19 protein-coding genes are annotated in these 17,584 nt (G+C 41.8%); 8 read left to right on the forward strand and 11 right to left on the reverse strand.

The genetic code is table 11. The features are described from left to right. Positions 1-17: 17 nt before the first annotated feature. The gene (locus MYF79_RS20450) at positions 18-419 is read right to left on the reverse strand and encodes a winged helix-turn-helix transcriptional regulator (protein ID WP_247809591.1); all 402 of its coding nucleotides are present in this window, start codon (positions 417-419) and stop codon (positions 18-20) included. A gap of 95 nt (positions 420-514) precedes the next feature. Here MYF79_RS20450 and MYF79_RS20455 point away from each other — a divergent pair, with 95 nt between their 5' ends. After that, positions 515-994, forward strand: a complete 480-nt coding sequence (locus tag MYF79_RS20455) for a hypothetical protein (RefSeq protein ID WP_247809593.1) — start codon at positions 515-517, stop codon at positions 992-994. Positions 995-1,346: 352 nt separating this feature from the next. Here the strand turns inward: MYF79_RS20455 and MYF79_RS20460 are convergent, their stop codons facing one another. The 5 genes from MYF79_RS20460 to MYF79_RS20480 form a co-directional block, all read right to left on the reverse strand. Next, complete coding sequence (locus MYF79_RS20460; protein WP_247809595.1) at positions 1,347-2,156, reverse strand: hypothetical protein; 810 nt, start codon at positions 2,154-2,156, stop codon at positions 1,347-1,349. 183 nt (positions 2,157-2,339) lie between these two features. After that, the gene (locus MYF79_RS20465; RefSeq protein WP_247809596.1) at positions 2,340-3,929 is read right to left on the reverse strand and encodes an MFS transporter; all 1,590 of its coding nucleotides are present in this window, start codon (positions 3,927-3,929) and stop codon (positions 2,340-2,342) included. 2 nt (positions 3,930-3,931) lie between these two features. Next, positions 3,932-4,978, reverse strand: a complete 1,047-nt coding sequence (locus MYF79_RS20470; protein WP_247809597.1) for an HlyD family secretion protein — start codon at positions 4,976-4,978, stop codon at positions 3,932-3,934. Positions 4,979-4,988: 10 nt separating this feature from the next. Beyond that, entirely contained in the window at positions 4,989-6,323 is a 1,335-nt protein-coding gene (locus MYF79_RS20475; protein ID WP_247809599.1) for a TolC family protein, read from the reverse strand. Next, positions 6,320-6,568, reverse strand: a complete 249-nt coding sequence (locus MYF79_RS20480; protein ID WP_247809601.1) for a hypothetical protein — start codon at positions 6,566-6,568, stop codon at positions 6,320-6,322. Before MYF79_RS20480 ends, MYF79_RS20475 begins: the two co-directional genes overlap by 4 nt. 91 nt (positions 6,569-6,659) lie before the next feature. Between MYF79_RS20480 and MYF79_RS20485 the strand changes: the two genes are divergently transcribed. Further along, the gene (locus tag MYF79_RS20485; protein ID WP_247809606.1) at positions 6,660-7,445 is read left to right on the forward strand and encodes a helix-turn-helix domain-containing protein; all 786 of its coding nucleotides are present in this window, start codon (positions 6,660-6,662) and stop codon (positions 7,443-7,445) included. Between the two features lie 181 nt (positions 7,446-7,626). Here the strand turns inward: MYF79_RS20485 and MYF79_RS20490 are convergent, their stop codons facing one another. Further along, a complete protein-coding gene (locus MYF79_RS20490) occupies positions 7,627-8,799 on the reverse strand; it encodes an FAD-dependent monooxygenase (protein WP_247809608.1) in 1,173 nt (390 codons plus the stop codon). 83 nt (positions 8,800-8,882) lie between these two features. Between MYF79_RS20490 and MYF79_RS20495 the strand changes: the two genes are divergently transcribed. Continuing rightward, positions 8,883-9,830 carry a helix-turn-helix domain-containing protein gene (locus tag MYF79_RS20495; RefSeq protein WP_247809610.1) on the forward strand — a complete coding sequence of 316 codons (948 nt, stop codon included), beginning with the start codon at positions 8,883-8,885 and terminating at the stop codon, positions 9,828-9,830. Positions 9,831-9,941: 111 nt separating this feature from the next. Continuing rightward, a complete protein-coding gene (locus MYF79_RS20500; protein ID WP_247809612.1) occupies positions 9,942-10,649 on the forward strand; it encodes a sterol desaturase family protein in 708 nt (235 codons plus the stop codon). Between the two features lie 83 nt (positions 10,650-10,732). Here MYF79_RS20500 and MYF79_RS20505 read toward each other — a convergent pair whose 3' ends face one another. Further along, positions 10,733-11,851, reverse strand: a complete 1,119-nt coding sequence (locus MYF79_RS20505; RefSeq protein ID WP_247809619.1) for an FAD-dependent monooxygenase — start codon at positions 11,849-11,851, stop codon at positions 10,733-10,735. Positions 11,852-11,938: 87 nt separating this feature from the next. On the opposite strand from MYF79_RS20505, the gene MYF79_RS20510 reads away from it, so the two are divergent. Both MYF79_RS20510 and MYF79_RS20515 read left to right on the forward strand, forming a co-directional pair. Continuing rightward, complete coding sequence (locus MYF79_RS20510; RefSeq protein ID WP_247809621.1) at positions 11,939-12,937, forward strand: helix-turn-helix domain-containing protein; 999 nt, start codon at positions 11,939-11,941, stop codon at positions 12,935-12,937. Between the two features lie 247 nt (positions 12,938-13,184). Continuing rightward, the gene (locus MYF79_RS20515; protein WP_247809623.1) at positions 13,185-13,832 is read left to right on the forward strand and encodes a hypothetical protein; all 648 of its coding nucleotides are present in this window, start codon (positions 13,185-13,187) and stop codon (positions 13,830-13,832) included. Positions 13,833-13,900: 68 nt separating this feature from the next. Here MYF79_RS20515 and MYF79_RS20520 read toward each other — a convergent pair whose 3' ends face one another. The 3 genes from MYF79_RS20520 to MYF79_RS20530 form a co-directional block, all read right to left on the reverse strand. Further along, on the reverse strand, positions 13,901-14,275 hold the full coding sequence (locus MYF79_RS20520; RefSeq protein WP_247809625.1) for a hypothetical protein: 375 nt from the start codon (positions 14,273-14,275) through the stop codon (positions 13,901-13,903). A gap of 64 nt (positions 14,276-14,339) precedes the next feature. Continuing rightward, positions 14,340-14,909: a hypothetical protein gene (locus MYF79_RS20525; protein WP_247809626.1), complete on the reverse strand. Its 570-nt coding sequence runs from the start codon at positions 14,907-14,909 to the stop codon at positions 14,340-14,342. Positions 14,910-15,140: 231 nt separating this feature from the next. After that, on the reverse strand, positions 15,141-15,446 hold the full coding sequence (locus MYF79_RS20530; RefSeq protein ID WP_247809627.1) for a LytTR family DNA-binding domain-containing protein: 306 nt from the start codon (positions 15,444-15,446) through the stop codon (positions 15,141-15,143). 493 nt (positions 15,447-15,939) lie between these two features. Between MYF79_RS20530 and MYF79_RS20535 the strand changes: the two genes are divergently transcribed. Beyond that, positions 15,940-16,356, forward strand: a complete 417-nt coding sequence (locus MYF79_RS20535; protein ID WP_247809347.1) for a hypothetical protein — start codon at positions 15,940-15,942, stop codon at positions 16,354-16,356. A 23-nt stretch (positions 16,357-16,379) separates the two neighbouring features. Beyond that, positions 16,380-17,291 carry an IS3 family transposase gene (locus MYF79_RS20540; protein ID WP_247809346.1) on the forward strand — a complete coding sequence of 304 codons (912 nt, stop codon included), beginning with the start codon at positions 16,380-16,382 and terminating at the stop codon, positions 17,289-17,291. Positions 17,292-17,584: the final 293 nt, after the last annotated feature.

The raw sequence follows: 17,584 nt of genomic DNA on the forward strand, positions 1-17,584 counted from the left end.
TTTTGTTTTACCTTGTTCTAATGCATGTGAGTTGGCAATCTTCCGCTTCGATCCTGGATTACCATCTCCCTGGCTCTCTTTTGCGAAGCCTCATCCAGCATGTTTGTGATTCCCCAATCAAATATCTTATCAATGAGTTCGCGTAATGAAGTACCGGAGGCGGTCAAACCATAAATGATTTCCTGGGGCTGTTTACTTTTTCTTATTTCACGGGTGATAAGTCCGTGGTTTTCCAGGTCCCGCAATTGTTCCGTCAACACCTTTTTACTGATCTTCGGCATTTTCTTCTCCAGCAACCCAAACCGGTTCACCCCGTGCTGGATCAAATAAAGGATAATAGGCTTCCATCTGCCGCTGATCAATTCAATGGTTTTCCCAACAGGGCAGGAATAGGTATCGTATCCATTTGTATCCATCATACAAGAAGCTTTACAATTTGATAGTTACTGCCTGGTAACTTATTGATCGTTTTACACCGGCATTCTAACTTCGCTTTTATAAAGATAAATTTATTATGGCTGATATCTCAAATAACGAACAGAAGAAAGTGACGCTTTTTAGCATCCTGTTAATGGTTTTGACATCCATTCATCACATTTACGGAGCAATTATTTATAATACGCCGTGGCGCCTGCATGTCCTCTTTTTAAGCATTCCTGTAATCATACTCACGCTGATACTGGACCGGCTGCTCTCTCCTGTACACACTAACCGCTGGATATTCAGGCTATATTGGATACTTACATTACTTACCTCCATCATCCTCATCGGCGTGTTTGAGGGACTATATAACCATGTGCTGAAGAATATTCTCTTCTTCATAAGCCTTCCGGAGAAGGATATGGAAAAACTATATCCGAATGGCATCTATGAAATGCCGGACAATTTGTTTTTCGAACTAACAGGAATACTGCAGGGGGTGCTTGTAGCTGTGTTGATTATCTATTTTTCCAGGCTGATCCGAAAAGGTCACCAGCACTTATCCGGATGGTGAAACATGCTACAGCAGAAGGATCAATGTCAGCGGCCCTGCTATCGGATCAATCGCGATTCCCCGCTTTCCGGCTTCTGAAAACCTGGCCTTCCCTCCTGGTAAATTTGTAACTAAAGCTTAGTCTGAACCTGGCAGCATTAAAACTGTCGGTTTGGTCTATGATGTAATTTTCCACGCTAAGCACTGACCTTACTTTGCGGGAGTTCAAAACGTTGGTTCCGTCCGGGGCTGGCAGGCGACCTCGAACTTCCGATTGGCCGCCAATATAAAACAGTGGTCATGAAAACCCTGGGAATATGGGAATGACAGCGTAATGTCAATGGCATCCTTCATCGTCCATCGCTAATGCGGGTCAACCTACCAGTTTCAATTTCCCAAATATCATTGCGACTATAAAAGATAGCAAACCGATCAGGTACAGTCCTAAAGTAAAACTAAGTACGTAGCTTACATTTTGGTGAAATGGAAAAAAAGAAAAAACAAATGTGGGAATTTTCCAAAAGGTCAAATACGCACCGAAAGCGATTATTACATAGCCAGGTAGCTTTATCAGCCAACTGATACTTTTCTCATCACGTGAAAATATACCCACAAGTTTTGACAGGGAAGTAAGAACAAGAAGGATTGAAATCAATAATGTCAAAGCGACCGATATGATATTCTTATCAATCAGCAAATCATTTGTCCTTGTCACGAGTTCATTAGCTGCACTCAAACCAAACATTGTCCTGACAGCCAGAATAATGTAATTAAGCATTTCTGTTGTAGCCTGAAAAATACTCGCCGGTCCTTTTAGGGTGCAGAGGCTTAACAGTAAGACAAACAACCAAACCAGGGAAGGTATTAGGCGAAGGACCGTTTGCTTTGTCCTTGACTTATGCAAAAAAGAAAATGGTAATTCCTTTATAGCAATGCTTCCCAAATCCTCCTTTAACATTCCTAATGGCTTAATATAGGCCCCTATCGGCAACCAGCCTAATTGATATGTTGTACCATTAATTCTCTTCCTGAGTATAGAAAAGAAAGGATCCAGGAAAATGGCAAACTCCATGATCGTAACCTTCCACATTTTGCAAAGCCATACATAAATAAAGTTGCTAAGCGAAATAGCTAAGAAGATCAATGCTCCTAAACAAAAGGCATTATAGCTAAAGTACAGCATACAATTAAAAGTCAATTTATTGGGAGAAAATATTTACAGCTCCTTATTAAAAGGAGCTACAAATATATAATATTATGCATATAAAAGATTACCTCATGCCTGGGCGATAGGCGGTACGGAGTATCGGGGCTGAAAAGGACGCCTTAACCAGAGAAATAGCACTACCCCCTGATCGAAAAGACACTAATAAGGTATATTTCCTTTCTTTAATCTAAGTACCACATGCTGAATCTGAGGCAACAATAACAACATCACGATGACACCTACTACTCCAAAAAGCATCAGATCATAATAATCTCTTGCCGCACGAGCCATTATTTGCTGCCCCACCAGCTGATTAAAATACGTTCCTGCAACTCCTTTTGCTGTATAGATATCGCTGCCTGCATCTATATACTTGTTTTGGATATCCGTCAAAGTAACAGGCAATTGTGGGTTAATTTCCACCAGTGTTTCCCGGACCTTCTCCCTAACTGCAGATTTGAAAAATAATTGAAGCTCCGTATTAAGAACCAGACTGGCCGTAAAGCCAGTGAACCTGGAAAAAATCCCAATAAGTGATGCATTTACCGCAATCTTTGGCGGTGCTGCAGAAGTTGTGAACAACACAATTGGAACAAATAAAACGCCTGTTGCAGCGCCATAGATAAACATGGGCAGGATGAAGTCAATTGTTTCTCCCTGTACTGAAATAAAAAGTATCATATAAGCATAATAGATCGCCATCAAACCAAAACCTGCTATGATAATCCTTACCAGGTTGTATCCCATCAGTACAAAGCGGGAGGTAACAAACATACTCAGAACAGTCCCCGCAATTACCGCGATCCATATTGGAACAGTACTGATTGGATCATTACCTAAAATGACTTCAAGATACCCGTAAGCCAGTCCGGTACTTCCTTTGAAAATGTAAAATGTAAAAAGCAGCAGCAGGCCGATGACAAAATTCTTTACCTTGAAAATCTGCAGGTTGATCAAGGGTCGTTTGAGCTTCAATGCCCTTATCACAAATAGCATAAAGATGATCACATTGATAAAGCAGAGAAGAACAATCAACGGATTGTCAAACCAGCCCAACTGGCGTCCATAGATCAATATGTAGCCTGATATCAAAATAAAAGATACATAAAACAGGTACCCCACCCAATCCACCTGGTAAAGCGGTATCTTTTTTGTAAATCGTGCTTTGCTATTCATTGTCAACAACACAATAAATGTCAGGATGATGAGTATTATATTGAGACCATAAAACAGCCAGTTGAAGTCGTAAAAATGAAGCACCACACTGGCATAGATCGAATACACCTGAACGGAGATCTGTATGCTTCCATAAAGGAGACTATATGCGATCACCCGGGCACGTGTTGACTCCAATCTTGGGAAAGTGAGTTGTAAGACGATGCCTGACATCAACGCACAGGTAATCCCTTGCACAAACTGGCAGATGACAAATAGCGTCCAAGTTTTGAAATGAAAGCAGATGATGGAACATACCGCATTGATGGCTAGTGCCATGATCAGGTATCTCCTTGGAGCAAAATACTTTACAATGCGAAAATCCAGGGCCAGAAAAGCTACGGTTGAGCCATAAACAACCACCATGCCATATTGAACATCGGCGGGCTGGACGCCGTAAAAACCCATTGCCGCAACAGGACTGCTGTAAAAGGCGAAACAAAACAGGCAGGTCATGAGAATCGCAAATATCACGGATCTTGCCATCCATTCGGATACCCATGGTTTGAAAACCGGAATTTTATGTGCTTGCATGACTAATCCTTTAAAACGTAAACATTGGCATTCATTCCGGCAGAGAGACCGTCTAATTTTTCCGGCTTGTCGGTCAGTTTGATCCTTACAGGAATACGTTGTATAACTTTAACAAAGTTACCTGTAGCATTGTCCGGCGGAAGTAATGAATAACGGGAACCCGTGGTTGGGGAAAGTGATTCAATGGCTCCGCTGAATTTTTCGTTCGGAAAAGCATCTACTTCTATTGATACTGCCTGCCCGATCCTGAAATGACCTATCTGTGTTTCCTTGAAGTTGGCAATCACCCATTTTTCTTCGGATCTGTTCACCAGGAATGCCAATGTTTGCCCTGGTTGTATCAATTGCCCTTCCTGAATGGTCTTTTTCCCGATCTGCCCATCAAAAGGCGCGGTGATTACAGTATATTTAATGTCCAGCTCCTGCCGTTCGAGCAGCGCTTCCCTGATTTTGATCTCTGCCCTTATCACATCTTGCTGTGTTCTAAGGTCCTTCAGTTTGGATTCTGCCACCTTCAGGGAAGCATTTGCCTGGTCGTAGTCAGATTGGGTAATAGCTAAAGCGGAACTGACATTCTCGAATTTTTGCCGGGTGGTCGATTCATCTGCCAATAGATTTCTATAACGGTTAAATTCTCTCTGCTGCTGGTCCAATCTTGCTTTTGCACCTGAGAGCTGTGCTTTTATTACTTCGACGCTCCTGATCTGTGTTTCTTCATTAGCAGCCAAAACAGGCAATTTTGCGTGCGCACTCATTAGCTCGGCGGATGCGGCATCTCTTTTTAGTCTGTATTCATCGATCTCAATAACCACAAGCGTGTCCCCTTTTCGAACCTGCTGATTGTCCTTGTAATAAATCCTGCTGATATAGCCGCCCACCTTAGCATTCACCGGAGATAAATAGGCATCCACCTGTGCATCATTGGTTTGTTCATATCGGTATCCTTTTAAAAAATAAATGGCTGCCCAAATGACGATCGCGACAAACAAGGCGAGTCCAAACCATTTTGTTAACGTCACGATTATTTTATCTGTTCTGTTTTCTTTCATATTGTTTGTATTAAAGGATTCCAACGATTGCAAGTAGCCGGATATGACTAAGTTCTAAATTGGTTTGTGCGGTTGTCAGGTTAAACTTTGCCTCCAGCAGGGCATTCTCTGCTTCCAAAAGATCTGTCAACAGTGATTCCTGGTTGAGGTAGCTGTTTCTAATGACCCTGACGCTTTCGGCCGTTTTAGTGATATTTTTTTCTGCCGTTGCTACACTTTCCAAAGCCTGTTGCTGTTGTAAAAACGCCTCTTTTACCTGGATGAAAATTGCATCCCTTTTAATATTGGCCTTTTCTTTCGCCTGATCATTTACGACCTGCGCACGTGCAATGGAATGTTTGCTTTTGAATAAATTATCAATCGAAAACTGCACCTTAACGCCTGTTTGTCCAAATCCCCATAAATCGTTCGAGTAAGGATAAAATGAGATCTGCGGATAGGTATAATTATAATTGGAATACAAGGAAACTTTAGGTAACAGGGCCGCTTTAATTTGCCTGATATTCATCTCACTCAATCTAAGATCGCTGGTGACAATTTTATACTCCGGCGATTGGTTGAGCGCGATATCGACGTAATCGGCGTAATCCTCTCCCATGTTGGTGTCCGTTCCAAAACCACTCCTATAAGTAATATTAAATTGCTCTCCATTATCACGTCCCATCAATACATTCAGGCGTTGTTTGGTGATATCGATCCTCTTTTCAATATCTGAAAGGTTTAATTCCAACTGCGACAATTTCACCGAGGTCCTCAGCACATCACTCTTTAGCACAATACCGTTTTTGTGCAAGCTTTCAATGAGTAATAGCTGCTTTTTCTCCGCGGCTATTTCTGCAGCAATAAAATCACGGAAGTTCAGCAACTTATACAGGCCCAAATAAGCATCCGCAATACTGTATTTTACACTGTGCTTTTGCATATCAACTTCATATTGACTACGCGTCTCTTCTTCCTGCCTCATCCTGATATTCCTTTTGTCTTTACCACCGTTGAAGAGGGTAAAATTCAGGCTGTAGCCAACTCCGTAGCCATAACCTTTTACAGGTACATCCTGCGGAGAGGAAAATAATCCATTGTCATAAATGAGAAATTTTGAATTGGCTTTCAGATCTCCCCCTATTGAAAGTTCCGGCAGCAGCCGGTCTTTAGCTTCAAGTACCTCCAGCTTGCTTGCCTGAAGATTTAAATCCGATAGTTTTAACTGGCGGTTATTCATTTCTGCGATCTTCCACATTTCTTCCAAACTAAATACCTGGGTATTCGTTACATCCTGGGCATAGAGAGGCGCTGCGAACAGCAGCAGTATAGCGCCCAAAATTGACGTTGAACTGTATGATTTCATGCCCCCCTCTTTTTATTGATTGTACCTTCACTCTTACTTAAGAACCAGCTGTTTACCATCTTTCTTAATTCATCAAAGACAAAGGTTAAATCCATCATCGGCATAAAAGGATCAGCATAAGCAGGCAAGTAAATATTGGATGCATCAATTTCTTCTGCTGAATGCAATGCCGCATCATCAGAAGGCTTGTCTTGGGCCATAGGCTCAATATCTTTATCCGGTTTTATGATTTGCTGTTTCATCATGACTTACAATTATTATTTATGCAGCAAAATTATCTCCGGCTGAAACTAGTCCTTTTATATAATTAGCCTAATATTTGTTAATTTTGGCCATATGGATATTCTTAAACAACTTATAAATAGTGTTGATCAAAATCCGAAATCAATCCTGGTTATGCGCCAGCAAACCGAACAGCGTTTGCCTTCACATCAGCACGATAAGGCCCAGTTGTTATTGGTTTTTGGGGGAATTGCTTACCTGCAGACAGCTGAAAAGGATTTCTATATTCCATCCAATCACTATATCTGGATCCCGAAAAAATATCCTCACAACCTGATGTTTAATACGCAGGACCTTTATATTATCAACATCTATTTTCCAGGAAAAAGTATGGGCGGTTTTTACGATGAAATGGGAATTTATCCGGTGAGTAAACTTTTATCTGAAATGCTTTCTTTCACCGAAAAATGGCAGGGCGATTATCACAAAGGTTCGTGGGAATTTGAGTTTTTAACAACACTGAAAAATGTATTGTCCAGGGAAAATCTTCAAAAGTTTTCGATCCAACTGCCTACTACTGACGATCAGCGCCTCCAGGCTATTGTCGGTCAACTTCGAAGCCGGCTCAATGAAAATCTTACCCTGGAAGAAACGGCGGTGAAATCGGGAATGAGCGTGAGAAGTTTGACAAGACTATTTCAGACGAAACTTCACATCACTTTCGTTCAGTATGTAAAGATGTTGAGAATTATCCGCGCGATGGAACTGATTAAAGACACCGATCTGAATATGACCGAAATTGCTTATGAAGTCGGATACTCCAATATATCAGCGTTCAGCAATAATTTCTACCAATTGACAAACATGAGACCTACGGAATTTAAGGGAATGTCTTCGTAATAGATTTTAAGGGACCATCAATATATTTGTCGGCAAAAAATAACCAACAAATATACGATGTGCCCCTCCAGGTCTACCATTACTCAAATCCTGCCATAGGAATGCATCGTGATCATGGTGCAGCAGTAAGCATCTGTTGCGCCCTCTGCATGATAATCATGAACGCTCTTGTTAATTTCCGCTAATTAACGATGAATTTCCGTTGCTCCGCTGTTAGGAAAAGCTGGTCGGTCATCATCTTACTCACCTCAGCATCTGAAGCAGTTCTAAATAGTTGCGAGAACTTTGACAGATCGGCTTCACTTTTTGGTATAAACGAGCGGGCGTTGTTTCTGGCGTTGTCCTGAAATTTCTTTATTATCGGCTTCATGAGTTTGTCATAGTTAACCAATGAAGTTGAAATATCATTCGATGATTGCGAAAGAAAATGTGCCAATGCCTTCGCCCCATATATCGAAAGTGAAGCACCCATACCCGACATTGCTGTGGGACAATAACCGGCGTCCCCCAGTAAAACAATATTGCCATTAAAAAGATCCGGTGTGTATACCATACCCATCTTGTCTACGAATGGCTGACTGCTATCTGTTATTCCGTCAATTAAATGACGTACCTCAGCACTATAGGATTTAAAGTTATCTTTCAGTATTTCTTTTATATTGGAATGTATTTTCGCTAGTTCGTCAGTTGTATAAATATAACATTGAATGGCAACCTCATTGCTGTTGATCGGATAAACAGACAGCATTTTATTAACGTCTAAGTAAGTGCTTACTGTTCCTATACTATAGGAATGTTTTCCTACAAGCCTGCCGCCCATGTACAACAAGTTAAAGTCTTCCAGCCGGCTTTCGGGAAAGTACCTTGATCTTGTCAATGAGCGCAACCCTTCTGATACAATGACCATATCGGCGACCGCTGTTATACCACTGGAAAGTGTGACGTGCACCTTTCCGGCATCTTGTTGCAGGTGGTCAATCGTGGTGTTAAATAAGATCTCAACTTTGTCTCTTATGTCTTCGTATAGTACGTTATGCAATCCGCCGCGGGTAATTAAAATTGACTGGCTGGTATTTTTGTTAACTTCTTTATAGCTTATATTACGGATCATACCTCCATTTGCATCGAGCCAATGCATAAGTTCAGATGGTGTTGATTCGGCTATTAAATGGCGCTTTAGTCCAAGTTCATCCATTATTTCAACCCCAAAGCTTTTAAGCGAAACCAAAAAGCCTGCTTTATTGAACTGCTTACCCTTATCTATTACAATGATCTCATGCCCCATGTTATGCAACAACTTGGCCGCTGTTAGTCCTGCAATACCACCTCCTGAAATAATAATCCGTTTTTTCATTTTCTTCTGGTTTGTTTTACACAAAAGTATTTATAGCTTCATGCATAAAATAGCCCGATAACGAGGAAAAATAGTCCACTAAAATGAAGCAGGAGAATCCTAAAGAACTGATGTTTGATCTTGCGTCCAGGGTTGGCACACCGCTCAACATGAGCGCTGCAGCACTGGATAGCCTGGGTTTGCGTGACATTAAAGTAATAGATCTGTTGCCGGACATGTTAATTATGATCCGTTCTGTACTGGCAAAAGAGGATTTTATTTTTGAGCGCAATCCAGTTACAATTATCAAAAATGGACTGATGATCTCATTTCAGAACGTCTTTGCCGACAGGCAAGCTGCAGCCCATAATGGTCATCATCACGAACGCGCTCACGTGCGTATTACGCCATTACACCTGGGCAGTACCGTAAGATTCTCGAAAGAGACGCAGTTACGGCAAATCACTATCCTTATAGACATAAATTTTTTGAAACAATTCCTCGGCAAGGACGAATCAAGGTTCCATTATCTTTTTGACCTCGAACGAACTTTCTGGATCGAAGAATTTATGTCGCCCGAAATTGCCGCCCTGGTTGACGAAGTGCTCGGCGTTAATGAAGGAATTTTGTTGCCGGACTTCTTTTATAAACACCACTGTATGGGAATGATCTACTATTTATTCAGAAATCTGTCCAGAAGGGAGACCATTTCACATCAGCATATGAATGTAACTGAGATCGACGGCATTTATAGGGTCCGGAATGCAATGGCCAGTTCTTTAGATAAGTCGATACCAATCGCCGAACTTGTAAAGATAAGTGGGATGAATGAGCAAAAACTTCGTAAACTTTTTATACAGGTATTTGGTAAAGGCCTTTCTGATTATCATCAGCATATTCGCATCATAGAGGCGGCCAGGCTGCTGAAAGAGGAAAAACTATCTGTTTCAGAAGCAGGTTACCACCTTGGATTTACCAATCTTAGTTATTTTGGACGACTATTTGAAAAACATATGGGTACGAAACCGAAGAAATGGAGTGGCAAACTTTAACACCCGTACCACTTTCCAAGCGCATTTACCTGTTTGAGGAGGACGTATCTCCCGATACCGCCCTTTTTCTTTTATGCGATATTTAGCTATTTTTAGACTGATTATCATTCTATGCAAGAATTCCTGCAATCGTTCGCTAACTTACCTGAAGTGCTTATCGGCGCCATCTTCCTGGTGGAAAATGTGCTGCTCACTGCACTGGTGCTGGTAGCAGGCAGGAATATCCAACGGCGGTTGTCGCCACATGCCGTGACCCTTATTGCCGCTACACGCAATGAGTGGATCATTTGTGCAGGCACTAATGTGCTGAACACCCTGGTTACTTATGCCGGCTACTGGCTGTGGAAGCAGGGATTCATTATAATCAGCTATGAAGTTTCATGGACGATTGCAACGCATTTCCTGCTTTTGTTCATGGCAATGGACCTGCTTATGTTCCTTTTCCATTACCTGATACACAAAACTTTTCTTTACCAGGCTGTTCACAGCTTGCATCACCAGGCAATACATCCCAAACCAATGGACCTGTTCATTCTGCACCCGGTAGAAACCGTTTGCTTCGGCGCCCTGTGGCTGTTCCTGCTTGTGATCTTTCCCTTTGATATCTATGCCATCATCCTGTACCTCATCCTGAACCTCGCTTTCGGACTTACGGGGCACCTGGGCATAGAACCGCTTCCTGCCACAATACGCCAATGGCCGCTACTCAAATATTTAGGCACTTCAACTTTCCATCATGATCATCATGAGCATGTTGGCTACAATTTTGGCTTCTACACAAACCTTTGGGACAGGTTGTTTGGAACATACAGGCGATAGAAAGGGCCGGCAAGCCACGTAAAACAAATTGCAATCAGGACTCAACTGATATACGGATCGGCTGGACCCCGGCCCAATCACTTCTATGAGGATTGTTCGCTATTGCTCCAGGCCCTCAAGGAAGCCTGTAATTCTTCTTCCGTTTCCGGTAATTGAACTTTTAAACTATGAGCAACGCGTGCCTGAATGCGCTCCACAAAGGGTTTAAACAGCTCGTTATAGTTTGCAAAAGCAGCACTGTGATCGTCACTGGCCTGCAGCTCTTTAGCCAGCAAGGTTGCTCCCTGCATAGCCAGGCTGGTGCCCATGCCGGTGAAAAAGCTCGGTGCGTATGCAGCATCCCCTATCAGGCCTACACGGCCTTTTGTCCAAACCGGCATATCAATCTGACATGCTTCATCGAAATAAAGGTCATCGGCGCCAAGCATCGAGTCCAGTATTTCAGGGATCTTCCAATTGGTATTGCCGCCGAAATATTCTCTTAAAATGCGCTTAGGCTGCTCACGGTCCCGGTAATGCCAATCCAGTTTAGGCGCACGGAAAACAAGGATAGTGTTCACGCCGTTCTGGAATTGATAGATCACCGCCTGTTTGCCCAGCTCGCGATACACGATGCCTGTAGATTTTGGCCTGCCTGTTTGTATCCGATCTGTGCCGGCAAATGCGAAGTAAACACCCAGAAACTTCTTAAACGCTTCCTCAGGTCCGAATGTGAGCTTTCTGACAATAGAATGGGTGCCGTCCGCTCCGAATACTAAATCATAAGTTTTGTATTCGCCTTTTTCGAAACACACTTCCACATGATCTTCATGCTGAACCAATGTGGATATGCTATTATCAAAAATTATCTCAACCTCATCTTTTGGAATAACGTCGTAGATGATCCTTATCAGATCTCCACGGTGAATTTCAATATCACCCAGGTATTCCGGCAAAGTATTTATTGCAAATGTAGCCAGCGTTTGATCTGCGGCGCCCACAATCTCATCGGTATGAATAAACTCATTGGCTTTGATCTGATCAAGTATGCCCATTTCCCGGGCAATATCCAACGCCTCCCCGCGCACATCGATAGGTGAGCCGCTTGTTCTCAGCTCCTTCCCAAGTTCCACTACTGTCACCCCATAGCCAAATTTATTCAGCCAGTATGCTAACGTTAATCCCGCAAAGCTGGCTCCGGATATCAGCACTTGTTTTTTCATCACTTGATTTATTTACTGTAATGTGTTTGTTTACAATGCAAAACTAATTGTAGCTTTACAAGTAAAATATTCGATTAACTAATATTTTTGATCGAAAAAATGAACGAACAAGGCAATAAATATATTGACAGCAGAATTTTTCAATTCACCAACAAGCTGGGTTTGGTTTTAGAAAAGGAGCTGCAACACTTTCAGGTGAACTTTTTTAAAGGATTTGCATTCCTGCCCGACATGGCCATGCACTTTGGGTCATTCTTCACCACAAATGACTTCACCCGCGTAACAGGAAAATCCCATATAACAGACGGTATTGGTTTTGTATTTCACAACATCTTTGAGGATAATGCGGACGATGAAGCGAACGGGCGTAAGACGAAGGGAACTACTGAACCGCCCTATGTGCGTATTTTTCCTTATGCGCTCAGCCAAAAGATGCATTTTAAGAAAAACACCCGTGTAACACATGTTTCCATCAGCATCAGTGCTGAGTATTTGAAAAACTTCCTGAACGAAGAGTCTGAACACTTTCTGTACCTTTTTGATAGTGCTAATAATTTTTGGATAGAAGAACTGATGACCGATGACATTTTACGCACCGTAAACGACATCGTCAAAAAGGAAGAGCCGGACACGATGAGTAGTTTTTACTACAAAATCAAGGCAATGGAACTGCTGTACCATCTGTTCAAGAGTTTGCGGAATCGCCAGAATGCTGTTGGGCAGAAACTGAACAAGAAGGAAATTGAAGCCGTTTACCTGGTACGGGACAAAATCATTTCATCATTGAACCAACCCAGTAGCATCGCAGAATTAAAACAAATTGCGGGTATGAACGAACTAAAACTCCGCAAGCTTTTTAAGCAGGTATTTGGCATGGGTATCTACGATTACTATCAACACTTACGCATGAAAGAAGCTGCACGACTTTTACGTGAGGAAAATCTGACGGTGTCGGAAGCAGGCTATCAAATGGGATTTGAGAACCTGGGGCACTTTACGAAAGTGTTTGAAAAGCATATTGGTAAGAAACCCAAAAAATATGTTCAAAGTTTCAATGTTTCAGGTACGAGTAGCAATGCGAAGTGATGATAAAACAGGAGTCCCCCTGCTCAGTACTCCGCAAGCTTTACTTTATATCTCAGCAATTAACGCTCCATTTAATAAACTTTCGCAACTTATGCAGCCCATTCTGCGAGTGGACTTGCACTTTACTCGCATTCCATTTCACCTAACTAATTATTATTCAACACATGACAGGTTTAATCCTGAAATTGTATCGGAATATACATTTGCAAATGAAGATTTAGACTAATTTGGCAGAATACAATTCGCTATGAACTATATTGAAGAAATACGGGCCGGCCTTAAAGAGATTTTTAATCAAAGAATAACAGAAATTGAGAGCGAAATTTTTATCTCACCTTCGGAAAATTTTAGATTGGAAGCAACCATGTTATACGATCAGAAATACGTGATAACAAGAGCTCAGATCTATCAGCAGTCAACCAATGAGAAAATATTTGACTTCCTGATTAACGAGGATAGAATTCTTTACTCATGGGTTGAAAAAAAAAATATCGAATATATGATCTGCGCAGAGGATCTGTTTGGAGGACAGACCATCATTGATCTGACCAATAGAAAGATGGTAAGCTATTCTCCAAAAACAGACGGGTACATCTGGACGAATTTCCATTTGTCACCTAACGGAAACCTTTTAGCTACAATAGGGTGTATCTGGGGCGGCCCATACTATATGAAAATATTTGACTTTACAAATCCGATGGTGTTGCCATTACCCGAAATAAAGGAAATTGACCTTCTCGACAATGATGAAGAAATCATTAAATGGATTGATAATGAAACGCTGCAAATGAAAGGATTTCAAAGAGAATACGAACGCGAATACAACGATAAAGGTTGGATGACAGTTAAACCAGTAAGGGAAACTCCGATGGAACGCATTGTCAGAATAAGCTAATCAACAAGCAACCTGTCAAAGAACCCTAACTAAAAAAACGTCGAGACGTTACCGGACGCTTCCTATCTTCAAAAAATCGCCACTCTCGCCTCGGTCTGATGTCCCTGCAAATTCCCTGCTGTTACCACCACCATTCCACCAGGATAGGCAGGATTCGCAACGGCGGTTCGGTAGCTCCAAACACCACTACTATTCATTGCAGGGCCTTTTTCAACTTCCCTATCCTCGGCTGATACGATACTGACCATTACATGATCAACATCTCTTATAATCATATAGATGATGTCGTTGATAGCGCGTCTGTAGTAGTCAGTAATTACCATCCTGATATCAGGAAGCTTGTCAGCTGGCTTTCCGTCTGAAAACGGCTGTTGCTTTGCGTGCGGTTGCCTCATGTTTGCAGCTGCTGAAGGAAATATGGATAACCGCTTAAGAATTCTCATGATACATAAGTTTTAATTGTGAAAAAAAACGCCCCGGCTACTGACCGGGGCGCTGGTTTACGTCTTAGGAAATAGTAGCAGTCTTCTCGGCTGCATTACCTGGTACATCAATCGCAGTAGCAACTACCCTCGTACCGGGCAGTGCTGCATTGGCGGTAGTTACCGTGTAAATCCAGAAACGTCTGTCCTTTGCTTTGATGACGGCATCTCCCTGTTCCAGTAAAACGCCAGTCTCCGAAAAGATGGCAACTTTTACCGACGCCGGGGTAATGACATCTCTTGCCTTGACAGCGATCTGGTCACCGACTGTTCCTTTATAGCCACCGGTGTCTAAACCATCAATGACAGGGGGACTCATGGCGTCCCGCAAGGCTACATTATATGCGGTCTGCCCACCTTTTGCCGCTTTCTGATACAGCGCTTTTATGGCAGGATCTCTCATTGCATCCTGCGCATACAGGGAAGCTGTTATAAATCGTTCGTTTGTTTCCTGCTGTTCTTCAGTCGGAGGTTTGGAACTGGGCCCACGCTTAACGGCGACTACCGTCTTTCCCTTTCTGACGCGAAAGTTCATCATATCTCCGATAGTACCGGATACTCCCTTCGTGAAGGGGTTTGCTTTTACATATGCCATAGTGATAAGTTTTAGTGATTAAAAATGTTGTTTAATCACAATCATGATCACCAGGTCAAACAGGAGGCGCCCCTCTCCTGTTTTAGGCGCAGCCCTGTTGATCGCGATTGCTGACACAATATTAGCACGATTAACAAGGCCATTCCGGGCCATGTGTACAACCAGCAAATCCATGTATACAAACTGCAAATACGTGAGGACGAACTGCAAAATGGGTGAGGATGGGAACAGTTAACAAACCCGGAAATGACTGAAAAACTCATCCTTGTACTCCCGGCCGATGGGTAATGGATCACCGACGATCATAGTGACCTCCGTATCAACAAACCTGATATAGTTGATGCAAACAAGATATCGTTTGTGTATGCGAACGAAAAGATCCGGAGTAGCTTCCTGCTGGAATTGCTGCAGGCTTTTTCTGATTGTAAAAGTACGGCCATCCAGGAGCTTAAGAGATATATAATTCCTTTGCACAGCGGCGTAAACGATCTTCTCTTCCAGGATCATCTCGCGAATTGCATCTTTTTTAAGTATCAAAAACGGGCGGTTCCGCATGCGAATGGATAATGAGGTCAAATAAAGCTGAATGGATACATGCAAAGGCTGAAACAAGTGATAGATATAACCCCATCAGTACTTCTGGGATATGTAACAGGAATAAGTGAGATAACCGGTATTGATTAGCTGATGAACGAACTACGGTTTTTAATTTGGATATAGGATTTGTCAAGCAATTCATTTTAGTTATTTGAGTGTTTAATACGGCCATGTAATTCATGAATACAAAGTTCATGTAAAGCCAGCACTTAAAGAGAATTTTGACACTTCCCTTTTTCCCCAATTTTTACACAAAAATGCACTGTTCGAGTTTGTATTTCAATGCTACTTTTTACCAGTTTAATACCGCTTTAATACCGCTAATCTTACGTTAATCTTACGTTCATGAACGTAGCTTTAACGTAAGATTAGCGGTATTAAAGCGGTATCTGTCAGGTCCTGAAATAGGTTTACACCTTAAAAAGTGTAAAACATGCAAAATTCAAACAATCAGAACAAAGGTGGACGCAAGGGACGCCTGGGACCACAGTTCCAATATGAGCAGTCGTTCATGAACAAAGTCGTAGCCGATTACATGGCCGGAGACCAAAGCATGAGCCAGGTCGCAGCTCGTTATAAGATCACTAAACCACAAATAGCTTATTGGTACTCTCTTTTTTCTTCCGAACTTAGGCAAACGACTTTGGAAAAACCCATAATATCTACGGCCATGACAGAACAGGAAAAAAAGGAGTTTGATGCTTTAAGAAAGCAAAATGAAGAACTCCGTAAAAAGCTGGAACATGCCAATTTAAAGGCATTTGCTTTTCAGACAATGATCGAAGTTGCTGAAGAACAATTTAATATTGAGATCCAAAAAAAGCCTGGTACCAAGCCGTCTGCAGAGTAAAAGAACATTATCCGGACAAGGATTTGGGTAATGTTTGCGGACTGTTTGGTAAAAGCAGACAAGCTTTTTATAAGCGGAAAAACAGCGATCATCAATTTGGCCTGGAAATGGCCATCGTTCTTGACAAAGCGGAGCAAATCAGAGCTTCACAAAAGCGACTGGGCGCCAGAAAACTTCATAGAATGCTTTCACAAACTCTTCAACATCATAAAATTAAATTAGGCAGGGATCGATTTTTCAATCTGTTGGCTGAAAATGGAATGCTTGTCCGTAAAAGAAAACGTAAGAAAATACGGACTACCGATTCTAATCATCCCTTCAAAAAATATCCTAATCTGATTAAAGAGCTGAAGCTTAGTCAGGCTAACCAGGTGTGGGTTAGTGATATTACTTACCTTCCTTTGGTAGGCTCCCGGTTCTGTTATTTGAGCCTGATAACTGATGCTTATTCAAGAAAAATCGTCGGTTATTGCTTACATCCATCACTGGAGGCCGAAGGGCCTATTGAGGCCTTAAAAATGGCTTTATCGGATATAAAGAATCCCATCAAATATAGCCTGATTCACCACTCTGACAGAGGGTCACAATATTGTAGTAAAAACTACATAGAATTACTTAATGATAGTCACGTCGGCATTAGTATGGCCGAGAAGGGCAACCCGTATGAAAATGCCATTGCTGAGCGAGTAAATGGAATATTAAAGTTAGAATTTGGCCTGGACCGGTTATTTAAAAACTATGAAGCCGCGGCTGCTATAGTAGCAGAGACTATCCGCATCTACAATGAACAAAGGCCTCATACAAGCTGCGACTATCTGACTCCGAATCAGGCACATACAAAACAAGGGGAATTAGTAAGGAGATGGCGAACCAAGAAAAAAGATGGTCCAAAATCAGGATTAACAGCAGATACTGTCAACCTGATCCAGGACTAAAATCTAAAGAAAACAACCTTTTTAGGATTATCTTTTAATATTGTAAAATTCAAACGGATTATCTCACCAAAAGTGTAAACCTATACCAGGATAAGACAATCAAACCGGTATCTGAAAGGCAATGTGTCTTAGTAAAGAAAAACTTTACATTTTTTGGAGGTGAGGCATCTTAGTACTAAAAAAACTTTACAGTTCTTATGATAAGGTTCAGCATTAGCTTTACAGATGATTGTAAATTCAATCCCAGCTTTACATCTGCACAAATTAAGCTTTACACAAACAATACAGAAGCG

This window comes from Chitinophaga filiformis, from assembly GCF_023100805.1.
Lineage (GTDB): Bacteria > Bacteroidota > Bacteroidia > Chitinophagales > Chitinophagaceae > Chitinophaga > Chitinophaga filiformis_B.

Excerpts from the sequence above, each read along its gene's own strand:
- MYF79_RS20480 (WP_247809601.1), bottom strand. The coding sequence starts at position 6,568 with ATGATGAAACAGCAAATCATAAAACCGGATAAAGATATTGAGCCTATG.
- MYF79_RS20490 (WP_247809608.1), bottom strand. The coding sequence starts at position 8,799 with ATGAAAAAACGGATTATTATTTCAGGAGGTGGTATTGCAGGACTAACA.
- MYF79_RS20460 (WP_247809595.1), bottom strand. The coding sequence starts at position 2,156 with ATGCTGTACTTTAGCTATAATGCCTTTTGTTTAGGAGCATTGATCTTC.
- MYF79_RS20500 (WP_247809612.1), top strand. The coding sequence starts at position 9,942 with ATGCAAGAATTCCTGCAATCGTTCGCTAACTTACCTGAAGTGCTTATC.
- MYF79_RS20470 (WP_247809597.1), bottom strand. The coding sequence starts at position 4,978 with ATGAAAGAAAACAGAACAGATAAAATAATCGTGACGTTAACAAAATGG.
- MYF79_RS20520 (WP_247809625.1), bottom strand. The coding sequence starts at position 14,275 with ATGAGAATTCTTAAGCGGTTATCCATATTTCCTTCAGCAGCTGCAAAC.
- MYF79_RS20465 (WP_247809596.1), bottom strand. The coding sequence starts at position 3,929 with ATGCAAGCACATAAAATTCCGGTTTTCAAACCATGGGTATCCGAATGG.
- MYF79_RS20455 (WP_247809593.1), top strand. The coding sequence starts at position 515 with ATGGCTGATATCTCAAATAACGAACAGAAGAAAGTGACGCTTTTTAGC.
- MYF79_RS20535 (WP_247809347.1), top strand. The coding sequence starts at position 15,940 with ATGCAAAATTCAAACAATCAGAACAAAGGTGGACGCAAGGGACGCCTG.
- MYF79_RS20450 (WP_247809591.1), bottom strand. The coding sequence starts at position 419 with ATGATGGATACAAATGGATACGATACCTATTCCTGCCCTGTTGGGAAA.
- MYF79_RS20495 (WP_247809610.1), top strand. The coding sequence starts at position 8,883 with ATGAAGCAGGAGAATCCTAAAGAACTGATGTTTGATCTTGCGTCCAGG.
- MYF79_RS20505 (WP_247809619.1), bottom strand. The coding sequence starts at position 11,851 with ATGAAAAAACAAGTGCTGATATCCGGAGCCAGCTTTGCGGGATTAACG.
- MYF79_RS20525 (WP_247809626.1), bottom strand. The coding sequence starts at position 14,909 with ATGGCATATGTAAAAGCAAACCCCTTCACGAAGGGAGTATCCGGTACT.
- MYF79_RS20515 (WP_247809623.1), top strand. The coding sequence starts at position 13,185 with ATGAACTATATTGAAGAAATACGGGCCGGCCTTAAAGAGATTTTTAAT.
- MYF79_RS20485 (WP_247809606.1), top strand. The coding sequence starts at position 6,660 with ATGGATATTCTTAAACAACTTATAAATAGTGTTGATCAAAATCCGAAA.
- MYF79_RS20475 (WP_247809599.1), bottom strand. The coding sequence starts at position 6,323 with ATGAAATCATACAGTTCAACGTCAATTTTGGGCGCTATACTGCTGCTG.